The sequence below is a fragment of the Pseudoduganella sp. genome (assembly GCF_041914865.1).
GTDB lineage: Bacteria > Pseudomonadota > Gammaproteobacteria > Burkholderiales > Burkholderiaceae_D > Rugamonas.
The window spans coordinates 53,398-73,007 of sequence record NZ_JAYSCO010000024.1 but is presented as its reverse complement, the minus strand read 5'-3'; the positions used below and the strand labels follow the sequence as shown (position 1 = coordinate 73,007).

The 19,610-nt window shown below is 59.0% G+C and carries 13 protein-coding genes; 5 read left to right on the top strand and 8 right to left on the bottom strand.

The window, feature by feature from the left end:
- Positions 1–49: 49 nt before the first annotated feature.
- The 3 genes from ACE3TQ_RS13430 to ACE3TQ_RS13420 all read left to right on the top strand — a co-directional run bounded on the left by ACE3TQ_RS13430 (position 50) and on the right by ACE3TQ_RS13420 (position 2,418).
- Entirely contained in the window at positions 50–205 is a 156-nt protein-coding gene (locus tag ACE3TQ_RS13430) for a hypothetical protein (RefSeq protein WP_374582747.1), read from the top strand.
- A 129-nt stretch (positions 206–334) separates the two neighbouring features.
- On the top strand, positions 335–1,399 hold the full coding sequence (locus tag ACE3TQ_RS13425) for a DUF4214 domain-containing protein (protein ID WP_374582746.1): 1,065 nt from the start codon (positions 335–337) through the stop codon (positions 1,397–1,399).
- Entirely contained in the window at positions 1,396–2,418 is a 1,023-nt protein-coding gene (locus tag ACE3TQ_RS13420) for a DUF4214 domain-containing protein (RefSeq protein WP_374582744.1), read from the top strand. The genes ACE3TQ_RS13425 and ACE3TQ_RS13420 overlap by 4 nt, the downstream gene beginning before the upstream one ends.
- Before the next feature lie 57 nt (positions 2,419–2,475).
- Here ACE3TQ_RS13420 and ACE3TQ_RS13415 read toward each other — a convergent pair whose 3' ends face one another.
- The 8 genes from ACE3TQ_RS13415 to ACE3TQ_RS13380 all read right to left on the bottom strand — a co-directional run bounded on the left by ACE3TQ_RS13415 (position 2,476) and on the right by ACE3TQ_RS13380 (position 16,012).
- Entirely contained in the window at positions 2,476–4,086 is a 1,611-nt protein-coding gene (locus ACE3TQ_RS13415; protein ID WP_374582743.1) for a methyltransferase regulatory domain-containing protein, read from the bottom strand.
- Between the two features lie 4 nt (positions 4,087–4,090).
- Positions 4,091–5,419 (bottom strand): TolC family outer membrane protein, encoded by a 1,329-nt coding sequence (locus tag ACE3TQ_RS13410; RefSeq protein ID WP_374582742.1) that lies wholly within the window; start codon positions 5,417–5,419, stop codon positions 4,091–4,093.
- A gap of 5 nt (positions 5,420–5,424) precedes the next feature.
- On the bottom strand, positions 5,425–6,786 hold the full coding sequence (locus tag ACE3TQ_RS13405; protein WP_374582741.1) for an HlyD family type I secretion periplasmic adaptor subunit: 1,362 nt from the start codon (positions 6,784–6,786) through the stop codon (positions 5,425–5,427).
- Between the two features lie 5 nt (positions 6,787–6,791).
- Positions 6,792–8,693 (bottom strand): type I secretion system permease/ATPase, encoded by a 1,902-nt coding sequence (locus tag ACE3TQ_RS13400; protein WP_374582748.1) that lies wholly within the window; start codon positions 8,691–8,693, stop codon positions 6,792–6,794.
- Between the two features lie 294 nt (positions 8,694–8,987).
- Positions 8,988–13,472: a beta strand repeat-containing protein gene (locus tag ACE3TQ_RS13395; protein ID WP_374582740.1), complete on the bottom strand. Its 4,485-nt coding sequence runs from the start codon at positions 13,470–13,472 to the stop codon at positions 8,988–8,990.
- 390 nt (positions 13,473–13,862) lie between these two features.
- Positions 13,863–15,200 carry a FecR domain-containing protein gene (locus tag ACE3TQ_RS13390; RefSeq protein WP_374582738.1) on the bottom strand — a complete coding sequence of 446 codons (1,338 nt, stop codon included), beginning with the start codon at positions 15,198–15,200 and terminating at the stop codon, positions 13,863–13,865.
- A gap of 135 nt (positions 15,201–15,335) precedes the next feature.
- On the bottom strand, positions 15,336–15,668 hold the full coding sequence (locus ACE3TQ_RS13385) for a helix-turn-helix domain-containing protein (RefSeq protein WP_374582737.1): 333 nt from the start codon (positions 15,666–15,668) through the stop codon (positions 15,336–15,338).
- Positions 15,665–16,012 carry a type II toxin-antitoxin system RelE/ParE family toxin gene (locus tag ACE3TQ_RS13380; protein WP_374582736.1) on the bottom strand — a complete coding sequence of 116 codons (348 nt, stop codon included), beginning with the start codon at positions 16,010–16,012 and terminating at the stop codon, positions 15,665–15,667. Before ACE3TQ_RS13380 ends, ACE3TQ_RS13385 begins: the two co-directional genes overlap by 4 nt.
- Before the next feature lie 437 nt (positions 16,013–16,449).
- Between ACE3TQ_RS13380 and ACE3TQ_RS13375 the strand changes: the two genes are divergently transcribed.
- Both ACE3TQ_RS13375 and ACE3TQ_RS13370 read left to right on the top strand, forming a co-directional pair.
- Positions 16,450–18,291: a CHASE2 domain-containing protein gene (locus ACE3TQ_RS13375; RefSeq protein ID WP_374582735.1), complete on the top strand. Its 1,842-nt coding sequence runs from the start codon at positions 16,450–16,452 to the stop codon at positions 18,289–18,291.
- Positions 18,288–19,601 carry a tol-pal system YbgF family protein gene (locus ACE3TQ_RS13370; protein ID WP_374582734.1) on the top strand — a complete coding sequence of 438 codons (1,314 nt, stop codon included), beginning with the start codon at positions 18,288–18,290 and terminating at the stop codon, positions 19,599–19,601. The genes ACE3TQ_RS13375 and ACE3TQ_RS13370 overlap by 4 nt, the downstream gene beginning before the upstream one ends.
- Positions 19,602–19,610: the final 9 nt, after the last annotated feature.

Sequence of the window (19,610 nt, the reverse complement as noted above, 5' to 3'; positions counted from 1 at the left end):
CTCCTTCCACTCCCCGCCCTGAAGGACGGGGTTTCTCGGAGCACATCTGATGAACAACCTCGCGAGTATCTTCGCCGCCATCAGCCAGGGCTTAGGGGTAGCGATCAAGGTACGTTCGGTCGAAACTTCTGCCCCAGCCAAGCTGCCAACTTTGTCCACTTCGGAGTTGAATGGCGATCCGGAGGAAGAAAAGCTGGCAAAGTGAACCTCTCTACGCGCTGGCCGCCGTACCGCCCCTAAGTGGACATTAGTGACTATTTAAAGTGATGTTCATTTGCCAATAATGTGTGGCGTGTGTGAATATATTCATCTACCTTAACTATTGGTACATGAGATGTTAGATTCCAGCTTTTCGCGCCTTTGCCTGGCCTCGCTGTTGCTGGCGGGCCTGGCGGCCTGCGGTGGCGGTGATCCGGCTTCTTCTGCCAGGCAGGGGGCGCAAAGGATGCGCGCCGCGGCCGATATCGTCGCGGTCGATTACGGGCCGTCCACCCAGCAGCTGTATATCGCCTACTTCGGCCGCCCGGCCGATCCCTATGGGCTGCAGCACTTTAAAGCGCAGCTGGAAAAGCTGCAGACGCCGCTGGATATGCCGGCGCTGGAGCTGGCCTACAACAACAACGCCGGCATCAGGGAGCTGGTGAACAGCTTCGGCACCAGCACGGAATCGCAAGCGCTGTACACCGGCAGCACCGATGCTTTTGTGTCGGCCATCTACAAGAACGTGCTGGCGCGGGTCCCGCCTGCCAACGACGAGGGCAAAGCCTTCTGGATCGATGCGATTGAGAAGCGGGGCCTGACGCGCGCCAGGGCTGCGCTGGCCATCATCGCCGGTGCGCAGAAAAACACCAGCGCGCAGGGGCAAGTCGACGCGCAGGTAATCCAGTCCAAGCTTTCCGTGGCAACGCGCTTCACGTCCCTGGTGCAGCCGGAAGTCTTTCGCGGCGCAGCCGCAGCCGCCCTGGCGCGCCGGATGCTCAACACCGTCAACACGCCAGGCATCACCGGCGACAGCTACCAGCAGCAAATTGCCGACCTGATCGACCAGCTGGAGCGGAGCGACTTTTCCAGCCTGTTCCCCGGTACCTACAGCGGCACCTTTGACGGCGGCGACAGCGGCCCGTTCAGCTTTACCATTGCCAGCAATGGCACCATCAACGGCCAGGGCGTCACCAAGGCCAACGTCCCCTTCCTGATCACCGGCACCCTGGCCAAGGCCACCGGTGAAACGGTACCGATCGCCGCCACGTTCGGCCCGTTCAACTTTACCGGCGAGCTGACCGCGACAGGCAAACTGAGCGGCACATGGAGCGGCAACGGCATGAGCGGAACGGTCAGCGGCACCCGCATCCTGGACGGTGACCTGGGCGGCGTGGTGGTCACGCCGGCGGCCAAATGAGCGCCCTGTTCCTGCGCCTGTGCGGCGCATGCCTGCTGCTGGCAAGCCTGGCATCGTGCGGCGGCAGCGATCCCGCCACTACAAGGCAAAGCGCCGTGCAAGGCATGCGCAGCGCCGCCGCCACGACCGCTGTCGATTATGGACCCGTTGTGCAGCAGCTTTATATCGCCTACTTCGGCCGCCCGGCTGATCCGGCCGCGCTGCGGCAGTTCAGCTACCAGCTGGCCCAGTATGGCGCGCCGCCCGACATCGTCGCGCTGAATGCGGCGTACCAGGAAAACGCCGGCATCCGGGCGCTGGTGGACTCCTTCGCCAACAGCGAGGAATCGCAAGGACTGTATCCGCCGACGGCCACCACCGCGTCTTTCGTCACCGCCATCTATTTCAACGGCCTGGGGCGATTGCCGGAGGACGACGATCCGGGCAAGGCGTATTGGGTGAACGCCATCGACCAGAAGCGGCTGACGCGCACCAAGGCCGCGCTGTCGCTGCTGGCCGGCGCACAGCAAAACAAAAGCCCGCAAGGGCTGCTGGATGCCAAGACGATCTCCAACAAAGCCACCGTCGCCGCCGCCTTTACCGCCACCGTGCCGGAGCAGGTTTATCGCGGCGACGTGGCAGGGCGCATGGCGCGCATCCTGATCTTCCACGTCAACAGCAGCGAGCTGGTGGAGGATGAATACAAGGCAGAGATCCAGACCGTGATCGAGGAATTGAACCGCCTCGCCTACTTCCCGGCGTTTGTCGGCAATTACGAAGGCAGCCTGGCCGGTGGCGACCAGGGCAGCTTCACCTTCAGCATCGCGCAGGACGGTAAGGTCAGCGGCAGCGGCCAAACCGGCCGATTGGGGCAGCAGAACGTCTTCGGGCAACTCAAGAAGCCAGACGCGAACACGACCACCATGCTCGCCTACTTCGGCCCCTACCCGTTTAGCGGGACGCTCACTGCTGAAGGCAAGCTGATTGGCACGTGGAGTGGGCCCGATATCCAGGGCAGCATCACCGCCACGCGCAAGTGAAGATGTCCACTTTAGGTCGGTACGGCACCCCGGCAGGAACAAAAGTGGACATTTGCTTTAAACGATCTTCAAGGCGCGCAGGATAGGAAGCTGCTTTTCGAGGAACTCCTGCGCGTTGCGCTTCAGTTCGGCGATGTTCTCGGCCGGGTCTGTCAGGCGCTCGCCCTTGATGATGAGCAGCTGCCCTTGCGCCTGGAGGATGCCCCACACATAGTTCGCCAGCGCATCAACGCCTTCGTGCCCCTCTCCAATGGCTTTGGCAAACAGTGCGTTGAACCGCCCTATCGCTATCCCACCTCCGGTAACAGGGCTGGCGACATAACTTATGTCCGCAGCTGACCGCGCCCTACTTTCGATGTAGGCATTCAGGCGGCTGGTCACCTGTTTGCGCTCATTCGCCACCGCGCCATCCTGCGCCATAGCCACATGACTCAATCCGGCCAGCAACATCGCCGACTCGATCACCTGGGCTAAATTAATTCCCTTCGGCTCGAGTGCCTCCGCGATCTCTTGCAAAGACCTCGGCTGGTAATCTTCCAGCAGGTCCAACAGCGAACTATAGATGCGCTCGTTAAGGGCCACGGTGCCAGACGGCATTGTGACCTGATAGGAAATTTCGGAGCGGTGCTTAACCAGCAGGACTTTGATCTTGCCGATCTGCTCCGTCGCGTCCAATTGCGACAAGACACGGGCGCCTTTTACCCAATAATCCCGGCGGAACGTTTGATTGACGATGAAGTCGCGCACCGTTTCGCGGAACATGCGGTCAGGAATATTCTGCAGGAACGCCTTCTGCTCAGGGCTCATGTTCAGGTTATCGAAATGATCGCCATAATGCGCAGAACACGCGTACTGAAGTTTGGCCGGGTCCAGCCATTCGGCCATGGTCGAGAAATGCATCGGGTCCCAGTCGCGATTGAAATACTCGTGCGCCAGGTAATTCCTGTTTTGCGAACCCAATTGTTCGAACCGCTTGGCAATGGATGGATCTGTGCTGGAGTAGCGCGGATTCAAGGCCAGCAAATCCTTTCCAAACGCAAGCGCCCCCTCAATCTGGCTGACAATGCCACGCCCTTCCCCACCCTGGCTCGCAGCATGAGCCGTCAACAGGTGACGCATTGGTGCAAAGCTAGCCCAACCTGGCTGGGTGTTATAGCTGATATACAGCACACCACCGACTTTCAACTTGCGCCTTACGAAATCGACGATAACATGGCGGTTCTCGTCCGAAATCCAGCTCCAGATCCCATGCAGGCAGATAAAATCGAAATCGGGCAGGCCTGGACGATTGACGAACTCAGCAAACGCATCGTCAAACAACTGCGCCCCCGAACCAGCCTCCGCCGCCATTTCGCAGGCTTGGGCCGCTTGGCTGGGGTTGAAGTCTGTGCCGTACCAGTGGGTCACGGTAGCGGCAGCGTGGATGTTTGTACTTAATCCTTGGCCAAATCCGAGTTCGCAAGCCGTTCCGATTTCCGGGCAGGCTAAACCGGCTCGTAAAAAAGCCAGTTTGATGCGAAGTGGATTCAGTTCGTGATAATAGCCGTGCGTGTACCCAATATCTGCTACGTAACCAGCGCTCCAGTCTGCCATGCTGTTTTCCTCCGGTTCGAGAGTTGAATAAACAGCATGATAACCAAAATAAAAATGGCGGGTCGCACCCGCCATTTTGTTAGTTGAAATAGGCTGCCGTCAGCCGCACATCCTCCGCCGTCAACACACCAGCAGCCGCTTTTAGCCGCAGATTCGCCAGAAGATATCCGAAGCGGGCCAGCGCCAAATCGCGCTGCGCGGTGTACAACTGGCGCTTGGCATTCAACAAGTCCAGATTAATACGGACACCGCCTTTTATGCTTTGCTCCGTTGCTGTAATCAGCAGCTTGGCCGACTCAACCGACTTTTCATGCGCTTCAATGCGCGAAACGCTGCTCACAAGCTGGTTATAGTTCTTTCGCAACTCGGTAGTTACCTTGTCTTTCTGCGCCTGCAGATCGGCTTTTGCCTTCTCGTGGTTGGCTACTGCCTGACGCGACAAGGCACTAACTGCGCCGCCGTTAAAAATCGGCACGTTCAGTTGAACGCCAATGCTACGGATGGTCTGATCCTGATTGATCAAGGACAGCGTCTCAGAGGCAGTCTGCCCGTAAGTACCGACAAAATCGACACGCGGCAAATGACCGGAACGCTGCTTATTGATCTCCTGGCGGGCAATCTCAACGTTCTTTTCCAACGCGCGGACGTCCGGGTTCTGAGCGAGAGCAGACGCCTTCCAATCCTCGAAAGACATCAGGCCACTCGACGTAGCGCGGAAATCACCGCGAAGGGTATCCAGCTGACCTACTTCACCGCCCACGATCCCAGCCAGGGCATCTTCAGCTGTTACTTGCGCATCCTTTGCTTCCAACAATTGCGCTTCAGCAGCGTGCAAGCGCGATTGGGTTTCCAGCATATCGGTGCGTGTGCCTTCGCCCTTCTTGTAAAGGAAATCGTTGACGTTGCGCTGCTCCAGATAAGTATCGCGCTCGATCTCGGCCAATGCGACGTTGTATTGCTTCAGTAGCACTTCAAAGTAAGCACCGCTGACACGCATGATGACTTCTTGCGATTGGCTGTCCAGGACTGCCTCGGCATACTCGCTCTGAGCGACGCCCTGTTTGTACTTGGCCAACGCTTCCAGGCTAAACAGCGGCTGTCGCAACTGAACAGTGGCTGAGCGGGAGGTGTAATCTTGCGGTTCCGTTTTACCCAGCCTCTCGACGGTTGTCCGATTCTTGTTGGCGCTAAAGGCACCAGACACAGTCGGCAACAACGCCGACTTGCCGAGTACGCGGTTTTCCCGCCCTGCCGCATTCACTTGCACCGCAGCTTGGTACGCGGGATCGTTTTTCAGCGCGGCCTCATAAGCTTGTTGCAGGCTGAGCGCGGATGCGCCTGTACTTCCCAAGGCCAATGCAATGCCAGTTGCGAGCGGGAGCATTCGCATCTTGTTAAATCGTGCCATCACGCTTATTCCTCCGACATGGACGAGTGGGCACGGTCGATGAGGGGTTTCAGCAGGTAGCTCATCATCGTGCGTTCACCAGTTTTCACGAACAGTTCCACCGGCATACCCGACTTAACATCGAGTTTGTGCGACGCGATCATTTTGCTGCCTTCAGGAGTGACGCGGGCACGTACCTTGTAGTAAGGCATGCCAGTCTTTTCATCAACCACGCGGTCAGCAGCTACCGTGACCACTTCACCGGGAACATGCGGCGTTTTATTGGTGTTGAAAGCAGAGAAAATGAGCTCAACCTTAAGACCAGGATGTACCTTATCCACTAGGTGCGTAGGCAACTGGCCCTCCACGATCAGCGCGTCTTCACTCGGCACCACTTCCATCAAATGGGCGCCTGGGGCAACCACACCACCACGGGTGAACACTGTGCTGCCGACAACCACGCCATCCACTGGGGACTTGACTTCAGTATTTGCAACCTGCAAGGACTGGGCACGGATTCGGCTCTCCAGCGCTGCGGCCTCGCGCTGCATATCCGCCAACTGGGTACGGACTTCGCGTTGATACTCCTGCTGTCGCAAAGTGATGCGCAGCTTGAGTTCGGCGATTTGACGACGAGAACGCGCAATATTGCCGATATCTTCCGAAATTGCCCCGCCAAGCTGGGCATAAGTGCGCTCAAGTTCCAAAAGTCGCGCTCGCGGAATATAGCCTTCTTTGGCCAAGTCGCGGCTGTTGTCCAGCTGCTCTTTCAAGAAGCCTTGCTGCGCTTTCTTGCTATCGCGGCTCTCTTCCAAGCCCTGAATCTGAGCCTCCAACCCACGAATATTCTCTTGAATTGCGGCGACCTCACTCTCGATGGCCATCTTACGCGAGGTGAACAATTGACTCTGCAGTGCTACTTGCTCTTGCAGTCGCGGGTCTTTGCGATAAGGTTCAAGCTCAGAAGGGAAAGCAATAGAGTTTGCCCCCTTCAATTCTGCCGTCAAGCGTGCCTCGGCTGCACGAGCGGTAAAGTACTGGACTTCGGAGATGCCCAGTTCAGACGATGCCATCACGTCGTTCATTCGGACCAGAACTTGCCCCGCCTTCACTTGGTCGCCATCGCGGACAAGAATGTCCTTCACGATACCACCACTCAAATGCTGTACCGCTTTACGGTTAGACTCTTTAGCAACATAGCCAGACATGGGCACGCCTTTATCAAGAGGCGCGAAAGTAGCCCATAGAAGGAATCCAACGACCCCAATCAGGACGATGGTCCAGCCCACTTTGGCATAGGCGCCGGCGTCTGTATTCACCGTTAGCGGTGTCACATCGTGGGCAATGACTTCCGCTGGTGGTTGTTGTGGTTTGGTAGTGAGATTCAAAATTCTTACTCCTGTTCGGTAGCAGCTGTACCAGCTGCACCTTGTTGCGCTGCGCGTTGTGCTGCAACCTGCTCTGCCTGTTGCGCCTCAGTCTGCTGTGGAGGCTGTTGCGGGGTCGATGCTTGCTGTGGCCCAGTGCCATGCTGCATATTGACTTTTACCCCGCCCAACTGCGCCTTCATGGCCGCCTGTTGCGCTGCACGTTGCGCCTCTGCAGCCTTCTGGTTTTGTTCTTGCAATGCTTGCAGCACATCGCGGGTCGGGCCAAAGGCCGCGACCGAACCCTCACGCAACATCAACAATTTGTTGGTAACGCCAATAATGCTGGTGCGATGCGTGATCAGTACGATCGTTTTGCCACGCTGCCTCAGATCCTGGACCGCTTGTACAAGCGCCATTTCGCCAACGTCATCCAGGTTCGAATTCGGCTCGTCCAAGACGAGCAAGGCAGGATCGCCGTACATTGCACGCGCCAGGCCCAGACGCTGCTTCTGGCCACCGGACAAGCCAGCTCCACCATCACCCAACGGCGTGTCATAGCCTTTCGGGAAATGCAGGATCATCTCATGCACTCCGGCGCGCTTCGCCGCTTCGACTACTTTCTCCGAGTCGATCTCGCCAAAGCGAGCGATGTTCTCCGCGATGGTACCGCCGAACAGCTCGATGTCCTGTGGCAGGTAGCCGATATTTGGGCCAAGTTCCGCCTTATTCCATTGATAAATGTCAGCACTATCCAGACGCACCTTGCCCATCATGGCAGGCCATACGCCGACCAGAAGCCGGGCCAACGTCGATTTACCGGAACCGCTCGGGCCGATAACACCGAGCACGTCGCCAGCTACGATCCCGAAGCTTACGCCCTTCAAGACAGGGGCCTGGACGCGAGGCGGGGCGGCAGTCAAGCTCTCTACTGTAAGGTTGCCCTTTGGTTTCGGCAGTTCCATGCCTGCCTGGCGTGCCGGGTTTTCTTCGAGCAGCTTGTTCAGACGCTCGTAGGCGCTGCGTGTCGAAGCCCAACTCTTCCAGACACCAATAAGCTGCTGCACCGGAGCCAATGCTCGGCCCACCAGGATCGATGCGGCAATCATCATCCCTGGAGAGATCTTATTTTCCAGTACCAACAACGCGCCGAAGCCCAGGACCAGAGACTGCAACGACATTTGGAAGAACTTGGTCAATGCACCGATCAGGCCTGCTTTTTCGCTCGCTTCCGCCTGCAGGTGCAGGAACTTGCTGTGCGTCTTGAACCAACGTCCCATCAAGTTGGGCAACATGCCCATAGACTCGATCACTTCGGCATTGCGCAGATTGTTGGTGGCCAAGTTGTTAGCAGTGATCGCCATGTTGTTGGCTTCGGCCAAAGGCTTGTGCGTAACGCGTTCGTTGATGTATGCCAATGCAACCAAGATGGCTGTGCCACACAGAGCAAACAGCCCCAGCGTCGGCTCGAATACAAAGATGACGATCAGGTAGATCGGGAACCATGGGGCGTCGAAGAACGCAAACAGTGCATTTCCGGTCAGGAATTGACGTAAGTTGGTCAGGTCAGCCAGGGCTTGGCCTGCGTTACCTCCCGCTGCTTTCAGATTTTGTTCGAAGGCGGCGGTATAGACGCGTTTATTCATATCCATGTCGAACCTCGCCCCAACACGGATCAGTACGAAGCTGCGAATCAGCTCGAGTCCGCCCATGAACGCGAAGCCACCCAACATCATCAGCGTCAACATTAACAGCGTGATTTCGTTTCGGCTTGCCAAAACGCGGTCGTACACCTGCAGCATGTACAGCGATGGCACCAAGGCCAGCAGATTAATGATCGCGCTGAAAACGCCGACCGTGTAGAAGGTGCGCTTAAAACCGAGCAGGATTTGCTCGATTTCGCTCTTAGGCGGCAAAAGTTTCTTCATGTGTGTGATTGGCAAAAAAGCATCAATGAGGCTGGAAAGTAAAAAACTATTCCAGCGAAGACGCGACATTATCGCCTATTTCGGGAAAGGTTTGTGACGTACATCACAAATATTTTGTAAGTAACCCTTTACTCGGTTACTTTGAGGGAAAGACATTCTAACGGTAATTCTGCCCGGGCACGCTAGGGCGTCGCAGGCACATCGGCTGAAAAAAAACCCCCGACGTGGAAACGCCAGGGGTTTTGAGCCGTTTCAGCAAGCCCATTCTTGCGAACGGGCTTGTCTCCGGAGAGATTAGATCAGGCCGATGGTGCCGTACTGGCTGTTGAACGACGCGTTGGTCAGGTCAACGTTACCGGTCAGCTTAACGATCATGTCGTTTGCATTGTCGAACGCGGAGGAGTTCGCGCCTGCATCCATCACGACGTAGGTTGCGCCACCGAACTGGAACCATGCCACAGAGTTAGCACCGATGCTGTTGATAGCAGCATTAGCGTAATCCTGGAACACAGCGGTGTCGCCCAGGGTGACCTTAGCAGCCACGAAGCTGGTAGCACCAGCGAACTGGATCAGGTCAGCCGAGGTGAAGTCGGTGATGGTCGAGTAGCTGTTCACGTTCAGAGGAGCGGTGTCGATCACGAACAGATCGTTACCTGCGCCACCGGTCAGAGTCGCCATACCTTGCTTAGCGATCAGGGTGTCGTTACCAGCGCCACCGTTCAGAACGTCAGCAGCAGCGGTCACTGCCAGGTTCGAAGTGGTGGTGGTGAAGGAGCTCGAAACCACGGTGGTCACGGAATCGCCGTAGGTCAGCGCGATGTTGCTGATGACGCTACCGCCGGTGACTTTGTCGGTCACGGTCAGGGTGTTGGTAGCAGCGTCGTACGCAGCATTGAACGAACCGGAAGCGTTCAGACCAGCCACTGCGGTTGCAACAGCAGCCATGGTGGTATCCAGGTTGGTGCTGAACGGAATAGCAGCGGTGGTGTAGGTGCCCGCACCGTTGGTCACTGCTACGGTGATGGTGTCACCAGTGCCCATGGTGCCGGTTTCGGCCACTACCAGGGTGTCAGCGTCAGCCACGAAGTTGGTGGCGCCCTGAGCGGTAACAGCAGTTACAGCACCAGCTGCGTTAGCGTCGGTGAACACGAAGCCGCCGATGGTGAACTCGCCCTTGCCAGCAGCACCGGTTACGGTGATGGTCGAACCGGACAGCGAGGCGGTGTAGCCAGCTGCAGTAATTGCAGTGACTGCATCAGCCAGAGTCTGTGCGAAGCTGGTGTTGAACGGCACGTTGATGTTGGTAACAGCAGCGGCAGCATCAGTAATGGTGAAGGCGATCGAATCACCAGCAGCCATTGCACCAGCAGCACCTGCGTTGTCGGTGAAGGCGATGGTGTCAACGTCGAACACTTGCTGCACAGCGCCGTCAGCGTAGGTACCAACCACGTTCGAGTCAGTACGGCCAGCTGCAACAGCCGAGGTGAACACGGTGTTAGCGGTGAAGGAGGTACCTGGAGCAGATGCGGTGATGGTGATCACGTTGCCGCTCAGGGTTGCGCCTACGTTCGCGTTGAGGTCGATTGCCGCGGTCAGGTCAGCCAGGGTCTGGGCGAAGCTGGTGTTGAACGGCACAGTGTGGGTGGAACCAGCAACAGTTACGGAAATCTGATCGCCAGCAGCCATTGCGGTTTCGCCAGTGCCGTTGGTGAAGGTCAGGGTGCTGACCTGTGCCACGTTACCGGAACCCGAGGAGGATGCGGTCAGAACGTCATCGCCTGCGCCACCGGTGATGGTGGTTGCAGTGTTACCAGCAGCTTGAACGGTCAGAGCACCGGTCATTGCGGAACCGTCGATGGTTGCAACCTTCACGTTACCGGAGTTGGTCAGATTCAGGTCGGTGTTACCGGTTACCACGATCTTGGTTGCGCTGGTAGCGACCAGGGTCAGGTTCTGGGTGTCAGGCGACAGGTTGACTGGGGACTCTGGGTTGCCGTCAGCGGTCGAGATGTTGATGGTTTCAACGTTGGCTGCGGTTACGGAGCCGTTGGAATCAGCAACGCCATCCACGGTACCAGTTGCGGTGATCGCGATGTTCAGAACGTCGGCGGTGCCGGTGTCTGCGTTCTTGATCTTAGCAGTGGTGCTGATGTTGGTGTTGTCACCGAAGCGCAGGGTTGCGCCGGAGGTCAGGCCGTCGATGGTCAGAGCGTGACCGCCGGTAGCAGCAGCAACGGTTACGTCGTTGTAGTTGCCCAGAACGTCAGCTTCAACTTCTTGCGCGCCGGTTGCACCGGTAACGATCAGACGCTCGAAGCCGGTTACCTTGCCTGCGAATGCGGTGCCAGCCGATGCGGTTACGGCGTCAGCAGTTACCATTTGCAGGGAGTCGGTACCGTCGCCGCCAACGATCGAACCTTCGGTAGCGATCGAGGTGGTGCCAGAAGCCAGGGTTACCTTGTCGTTGCCAGCACCCAGGGTGATTGCCTTCTGCACGGTGGTGGTGGTCAGGGTCACGGTGTCGGTGCCTGCGCCGCCGGTCACGGTTGCTTTCGATGCATCAACCGAGAAGGTCGAAGCGCCGGTGGTGCCGGTGGTGTCAACGGAAGTCAGGGTTGCAGCTGGAGTGGTGTCCAGACGCACGCCTGCGGTGCCGGTTACTTTAACGGTCTTCAGGGAGCTCAGATCTGCGGTATCAGCACGGAACACGCCGGTGCCGGACACGTTCAGGGTCTCGGTAGCAGCTGCAGACAGGGTAACACGGTTGGCACCAGTGCTCTTCACGTTCAGGGTGGTTGGAGCAGCGGTCAGGGTCAGAACAGCGTTTGCAGTGCCGCCGACTTTTTCCAGGTTCAGCGCCAGGGTTGCAGCGGTGTCAGCAACAGTCATGGCCACGCCGTTACCTGCGTTGGACAGGTTCAGGGTTTCCAGAACTGCACCACCGGTCACGGAGGAACCGGTAGCGTAGCCGTCAACGGTGATGGTCTTGATGGAGCCAGCAGCGTCGTTGATGGTCACGATGCCGTTTGCAACACCCAGACGGGCAGCTTGGCCGTCTTCGTCAACGCCTTGGGTGGTGGTTACCACTGGGGCGGTTGCGGTGCCGGTGAACGACAGGTCGGTTACTTGGCCGCCAACGGTCGAAGTGAACACAACGGTGTCGCCATTAGCGGCAGCGCTGGTCCAGCCGGAGATTGCGCCGGTGTAGGTACCGTTGGTCGACAGGCCACCACCTTGGGTGTCGCCGTCAACAGGCAGGGTGCCTTCGATGAACTTGGAGAATGCAGCTGCAACTTCAGCAGCGGTCAGGTTCTTGGCAGCGGTGAAGGTCACGCCAGCAGCGGTCAGGGTCTGGCCAGCGGTCATCGCGGAGAACTTGACGGATGCGGTTTCAACAACTTCAGCCACGTCAGCGATACCAGCGCGTGCGGTTACAGCAGCGGTCTGCTTAACGTTCACGGTGGTGGTTGCTGCGGTACCGGTAACGGTCACGGAGCCTTGGGTGTGGGTAGCAGCAGCGCCAACGGTCAGGCCGGTGGTGCTTTCGCTTGCAACTTGGGTCACGTTGACAGTGGTGCCGCCGGTGACAGCGATATCGCCCATGGTCACGTTGGCGCCGTGAGCAGCAGCAACGCCGGTCGAGGTCACGGTAACGGTGCCAGCAGCAGCAGTGGTGCCACCTACAACTACGTCGTCGGCGGTGTTATCCACTTTGGTCTGGGTCACAACAACATCTTTACCGCCGTTGATGGTGGTGGTGGTGTTGCCAACGTTAGCAGCCAGGGCAGCTTTGATGTTGGTAGCAGCAGCTGCAGTCAGGGTAACTGCGCCAGCGGCTTCGGTAACGGTCAGGTTCTGAACGCCGGTCCAGGTGCTTGCGTCAGCGTTCACAGCGGCTGCGGAACGGATGGTGACGTTCTCAACGTTGGACAGGGTGATGCCGGCTGGGATCGAAGCCGCGGTGATAGCGGTGATTTCCAGGGTATCGTTACCAGCGCCGCCGTTGATGGTGTCCAGGGCGGTCAGGGTGCTTGCTACTGGAGTCGGGGTGGTGTCGATCAGCGCCTTGATGGTGTCGTTGGCGATGGTGCCGTTGATGGTGTCAACGCCGGTGGTCAGGTTGTAGGTGGTGCCTTGCTGAACACCTTGAACGATGCCGTTCAGGGTCGACTCAACGGTTGCTTGGAACGCAGCCACGTTGGTGGTGTTGTTCACTTCAACCAGCATTGCGCGAGCAGCTGCTGCAGCGGCGTCGCCGGAGTAGCCGTTGATCTCGTTGGTGGTGTCGATAGCAGCGGTGAAAGCTACAGCAACTTTGTTTTTGTTGGCTACGGTCTGTGCATCCAACAGGCCTTGAGCGGAGGTGTTGCTCAGAGCACCCTCGGTGATTGCAGCAGCAGCGTTAGCACGGGTTACACCGCCGGACTGGATTGCGTTAACCCAGTAGGTCAGGCCTTCTACGTCGGCTTCGCGGCCCAGGATGTTCTTGTACACGGCGGCAACAAACTTGGAGGTGCCGGCGATGGAGGTGTCGGTGCCGTACAGGGCAGCGGCTTCAGGGGAGCTGCTGAAGCTGTTGATCAGCTTGCCCAGTGGGGAAGTTGGCGAAGCAGCGTTAGCTGCGCCAGCCAGTGCTTTGAAGTCAACCAGGGTACCGGCGGTGTCGATAGCTGCCAGTTGCTTGGTGAAGTTGTCCAGACCGTAGTAGTCAGCTGGACGGCCGAAGTACGACACGTACAGTTGTTGTACAGCCGAGATGTAATCTGCTTGAACTGCCATTTTGTGTTTCCTTTATAAAGGTTTGTTTAAGTTGCTGCGATCCAGAAGCAAACTGCGCTTGCCTGCAAAACTGGACCTTTTTTGCAGAACTGCGACGTATAGTGCCAACAGTAAGACATCGGTGATGTGACGGTCATCACAAACCGACGCATTTCACAGCAAAAACATCGTCTTTTTACACAATGTTTCAACTGTGCGGCGCGCAAATGCTTGTTTTTACTACTAATCGGAGAGAATTGGAGAGAATCATTTTGCAATCTTTCTCTTTTCTTAATCTCCTACTTAAAAGAAAAACGCAGGCATTTTAGCCTGCGTTTCATTTGGCGCCAAATTAGCCCCACTAACTGTATGGGGCCTATGGCTTATTGGTTGCGGAGCCGCTACGTCGACCTAGCGCTTCCAGCTGGTAGCACCGCTGATGGTGGTGCCAGGGTTGCTGGTATTCTTAAAGACGTAGGCTGCCTCTTCCACATTGCTGCCGCTAAGGAAGCCACGGATCGCGGTGTTGGTGCCCATGTCGTTCATCATCTGCCCCTTCATGTCGATTACGCCGCGGCCGCTCACGTTGTATTGAGAACCATCGCCGGAAATCGCCAGACTGGTAGTAAAGCTGCGGTTGGCGAAGTTCACGTCCAACTTACCCGAATCAACAATACCTTTAATCTCTTGGCTATCAGCCTTTTGAATAAATGCTTCACTATTTGTCAGGTTATAGGCCACGGTTCCTTCACGTGGCATCACCAGTGTCGCGCCCTTTACACGGGCCACGGCATATTTGTCCACGAACGCAGGATCATCGGTCTTTTGTTCTGCAATCGCATCGGGCATAACCGCAGCACCAGCGACGCTCGACCAACGGCCCCAGAACACTTCTTGCGGCTTAGGCGGCAGAACCACCGGCGGCTGCACCGTCTCCACCACTGGTGGCGTAGTGACGATCGGAGGATTGGTTGGCTGGGACTTGTCATCAACCGCAGGGCGAACCGCTGCCAGCGAGGCTTGGGTACGCTGCGGGTCCAGGTTGACCGGCGCCACGCTCAGGGTCGTACCGCCAGTGGACACTTTGCCAGTTGGCTCGTCCGGACGTGGTTTTTCCGTCTGGTCTGGCACCAGGGACGGGTTGTTCAGCAGTTGCGGTGCTTGCTGGCCGCGCTGCACCTGCAGCAGCATGCCGGCCTGGCCGGCGAACAGTTCGCGGCTGGCAGGGCCTTCGCACGGGCCCAGGCCTTCGGCGGTGCAGTTGCCGCCCAGGGCGCTCATGACCACGCCGCCGGACATGACCGACACGCGGGAAGTCAGCTGGTCTGTGTATACAGTAAAGTCGGTGCCGCGCACGCCAATCGCCGCCACTGGGGTGTTGAAACGGAAGTTCTGGCGGGCGTTTTTCACGCCCTGGCCGGAAATGGCGCGTGCCACGCCGTTCAGCAGCTCCAATTTAACCTTGGTGTTGGATGGGTTGGCTTTGTCGATGGTGTAGGCGGTGACGCGCGCCTTGCTGTTCGGGCGCAGGATCAGGAAGCCGTCATCCACGGTCTTAACATAAACATAACCATCGGCGCCGGTCGACAGTTCGTCGCCTTCGTTGACGACAGCATCGCGCACCGCTGCCTTGCCCGCGATCTGGACCTGGCCGTTGGTGAGGATGACACGCCCTGCTTCGCCGGCCCAGGCCAGGGAAGTGGTGGCTGCCATAAGCAGGCTGGCTGCAATCAAGTGGTTACGTAGCATAAATTTCTCCTTATGCTGCATTGTCCTCTACTGGAGCCAGATTGCTGTGATCGGCGTCACATATTACAACTGTTACAGGTCGTTACAGGTGGGGAGGTGTCGTTTTTGCGGTTTTGTTGGGCCCGCACTCCCCCGTTACGCGACTGTAAAGGTCACACGCTTCCCTATCCTTGAAAGCATGTCGACCAGCGCGTCAATTGTGAAATTGGGTGTCTTCTTATTGATCACATCGGAGACGCGCGGGCGTGTTATGCCAAGTAGTCGCGCTGCGTCAGCCTGGCGGAGCTTATTCGTCACAACCCATTGCGCCAACTCTGTCATTAATTGCTCTTTGATCGCTATTTTGCCTGCAATGATACGGTTCGAGTTCGCTTGAAGTGCAGCCGCCTCGCTGGGATCAAAGCCCAAATCCACGAAAACGTTTCCACCAACTGGGGTGATATGCGCCGATTTGGTGTCGGTGGTCATTTTCCGCTCCTTTCCTTTACAACTGCCTTGTACCGAACGGCAGCAATGTCTTTGTCCTGCTTAGAAGTCGTATTGGTCTTCTTTTTGAAGCAGTGTAAGACGTAGACAGCCTCAGGGAACTTTGCGACGTACATGACTCGGAACCAGCCATCACTTAAGTTAATGACAATTTCCTTGACACCAGAACCAACGTTATCAAACGGCTTCCAGTGATCGGGCTCGAGCCCGACTTGAACTTGGCTAAGCTGGTGACCGGCATCTCTCCGAGCTTCCGCAGTGAAGATGGCGTCATCCTTAATGTCACTTAGGGAGGTTCCCCACCAATTGATCGGTTTCGGGTTCATTCAGCCTCCGTCAGTGTATCAAATTTTGTACAAACCAAAGCGCAAACTTTGGCTGTAGTTAGAACAGAAAAATACTGTATGCGCATACAGTATATCGAATTTGGGCTCAGGAGACATCCAGGACGCTGCTAGTCAGCTATCAACTTGCTGGTCTAGCCACTCGCAAGGTGAAGTTACTTTTGGCCGAGAGGGTGCGGTGGCGCTCTTGCCTGCGAACTCCCGCTTCGGCTGCGGCGAAAGCAAGTGCGCCGTAGGCTTCGCCACGGATCGGGGGCTGGGGGTCCTGCCAAGTTGCCCGACCGCGAAAACCGATGAGAACCGGGAAACCAGAGTCCGATCCGCAGGGGCTGCCCTGTTGTTTGCGGCAGCGGTTATACTAGCAATTTATTCATCTCTGTACCCTGCCTGCAACGGATGGCGCTGCGCAATTTGAACTTATGACAATTTCGGCAAAACTGCGCGCCCACCTCAGCACCAAATTCCTGTCCCGAACCTTCATCGCCGCCACGGCTGTGGCGCTGTGCGCCTGGCCGCAGCTGCCGGGGGCGCCGGCCTGGCTGGAGCTGGGCAATGAGTGGCTGCGCGACCGGTTCGTGCAGCTGCAGGCGGTGGAGAAGCATGATCCGCGCATCTTGGTGGTCGATATCGACGAAACCAGCCTGGCGCGCCAGCCTTGGCCGTGGCCGCGCAGCCGTATCGCGGAAATGGTGGAGGAGCTGGTGGCGGGCGGCGCCAAGGGCGTGGCGCTCGACATTTTCCTGGAAAAGCCGGCCGATGCCGAGGGCGATGCGCGCCTGGCCATGCTGGCGCAGCACGGTCCGCTGGTGCTGGCGCAGATGTTCGATTATGTGCAGCGGCCCAAGCCGCTGGCGGGGGCGTTCCTGGGCAATGGGGTGCCGGCCACGGCGCCGGGCGATGCGGTGCCGGCTTATGGCTACCTGGGCAACCATAGCGGCCTGCAGCAGGCGCGTTACTTCGGCAATATCGGCGTGGTGCCGGATGCGGACGGCGTGCTGCGCCGCGTGCCCATGGCCAGCTGGTACCAGGGCCGCCTCTACCCTACCCTGTCGCGCGCGCTGCTCGATTGCTGCAGCGGGGCGGCGGCGCTGCCTTTGCAGGGCGGCCATGTGCGGGTGCCGTATGCGCGCACCTGGGATTCGTATGACGTGGCCAAGGCGGCCGACCTGCTGGAAGGCCGCGTAGGGCCGGAATATATCAAGGACCGGCTGGTGCTGATCGGTTCCTCGTCACTGAGCATTGGCGACCGGGTGGCGACGCCGCTGGGCGCGTCCACGGCGGGCCTGCTGGTGCATGCGGCCATGCTCGGCACGCAGCTCGATGAGCGCGCGGGGCTGGCGCCGGCGCGTTGGCCGGGCGCGGCCCTGGCACTGCTGTTTACCCTGGGCATTGTGGTGCTGTCGAGCTATACCCTGCCGCGCCTGTCGGCGGCGGCCAATGCCGGCATGCTGGCGGCGGCGGCCGCTGGCTGGCTGGGCCTGGCCTGGGTGATTGCGCCGCACGATCCGAATGTGGCGCTGGCCGGGCCGCTGCTGTCGCTGCTGTTCATGCTGGCGGTGGCGGTGCCGTTCCATTGGCAGCAGGCGCAGGTGCGTTCGCGCCAGCTGCTGGGTACCTTGCGCCAGTATGTGGCGAAGGCGGTGGTGGATGAGTTGCTGCGCAGCGACTTGAAGGACCCGCTGGCGCCGCGCCTGTTGCAAGTTACCACCCTGATTGCCGACATGGAGGGCTACACTACGCAGGTTGAATCGCTCTCGCTGGAAGAGGCTGCCAAACTGACGACGGATTTCCTCGATTGCCTGACCCGGCCCGTGCTGGAGATGCAGGGTACGCTGGACAAGTACACGGGCGACGGCCTGGTGGCGTTCTGGGGTGCGCCCCTGCCCAATGAGGAGCACGCCGACCTGGCGCTGGATGCTGCGCAGCAGATCCTGGTGGAAGTGGCGCGTTTCAGCGCCCTGCGCGCGCAGCGCGGTTTGCCGCCTTTGCGCGTGCGCATCGGCATCGAGAGCGGCGCGGCCATGGCGGGCGACTACGGCACCAGCTTCCGCAGCATCTATACCGCGGTGGGCGATAGTGTGAATACGGCGTCGCGCCTGGAACAGGCGGGGCGTGATTATCCGTACTCGGTGATCATCGGCGAGGGTACGGTGGAGCGGGCGCGCCGGCATCGCTTCCTGCCTTTGGGGGAGCGCCAGTTGCGCGGCAAGGAGAAACCAATCAAGGTCTACACGCTGGATACGCTGGAGGCGCAACGATGATTCGTCGCGCATTGCCATGGCTGTTGTGGACGGCGCTGTCCGGGGCGCCGGTGCTGGCGGCTGCGCAGCTGGCGGCGCCGGGCGCCACGTCCGGCAGCGCGGCGGCCGGGGCGGCCGTGCTGGCCGATGCGGCGGGCGACAGCGATTACGAGCCGGTGCGCCAGGAATTCCTGTACCGCCAGGCGCTCCAGGCGGTGGCGGAGAACCGGCTGGAGGATGCGGCGGCGCTGCTGGAGCGTTTCATCATCGATGAGCCGCGCCATGCCGGCGCTTTCCTGGAACTGGCGCTGGCGCATTGCGGCCTTGGCAACAAGGACCAGGCGCTGAAGCTGTTCGCCACCATCGAGGAACGATTCAACCCGCCGCCCGGCATCATGGAGGTGATCCAGCAGGGCCGCGCTTCCGGCTGCGAGCGCAAGGCGGAACGGCCGGCGACCTGGCTGGTCAGCGTGGGGCGCGGGCGCGACAACAACGTGAACCAGGGCACCAGCAATCCTTACTTCACCATCGGCACCGGCAGCAACCAGGGCAGCGGTGAGCTGGACCCGGAATTCCTGCCGCAGGCGGACAGTTTCTCGGTGCTCAACGCGTCCTATGTGCGGCCGCTGACCAGCAAGGGCACGCTCGGCATCGTGCAGGCTTATGCGCGGCGCCACGACCATTTGAGCGAGCAGGACAGCACGTCGCTGCTGACCGGGGTCGAGCACTCGATGGCGCTTGGCCGCTGGCGCGTGCGCGCCACCGGGGCGGTGGGCCTGGCTACGCTGGATGGGCGCATGTACCAGCGCCAGCACCAGGCGCAGCTGCGCGCCTCGCCGCCGATCAGCCTGCCAGGGAATATGGACCTGGCGGCGGCCCTCAACGTCAGCCATGTGGCCTACCCTACCCGCCCCACCTACGATTCAAACACCGTGGAGGCCAGCCTGGTGCTGACCTATCGCAGCAAGCGCGATCATTTGCAGTTCACCATGAGCCGCCTGCACGACCACGGCAAGGATTTGCGTCCGGGCGGCGACCGCAATGGCTGGTTTGCCAATGCGCAGTGGTACACGGCGTTGCGCAGCGGCCTGTATGCGGATGCCAACCTTACGCACCAGTACTGGCGCAGCGACAGCCTGTATTCGCCCAAGCTGATCGATATCGTGCGGCGCCAGAACACCACCACCTTGCGCGGTGCGCTGCAGTGGTACTTCCAGCCCAACCTGAGCCTGCACCTGGAAGGCCGGGTGGTGCACAATCGGGAGAACATCTCGCTGTTCCAATATAATAGCCGCGCGCTGCAATTGAGCTTGCGCTGGGATAATCTCTGAGCGAACGGT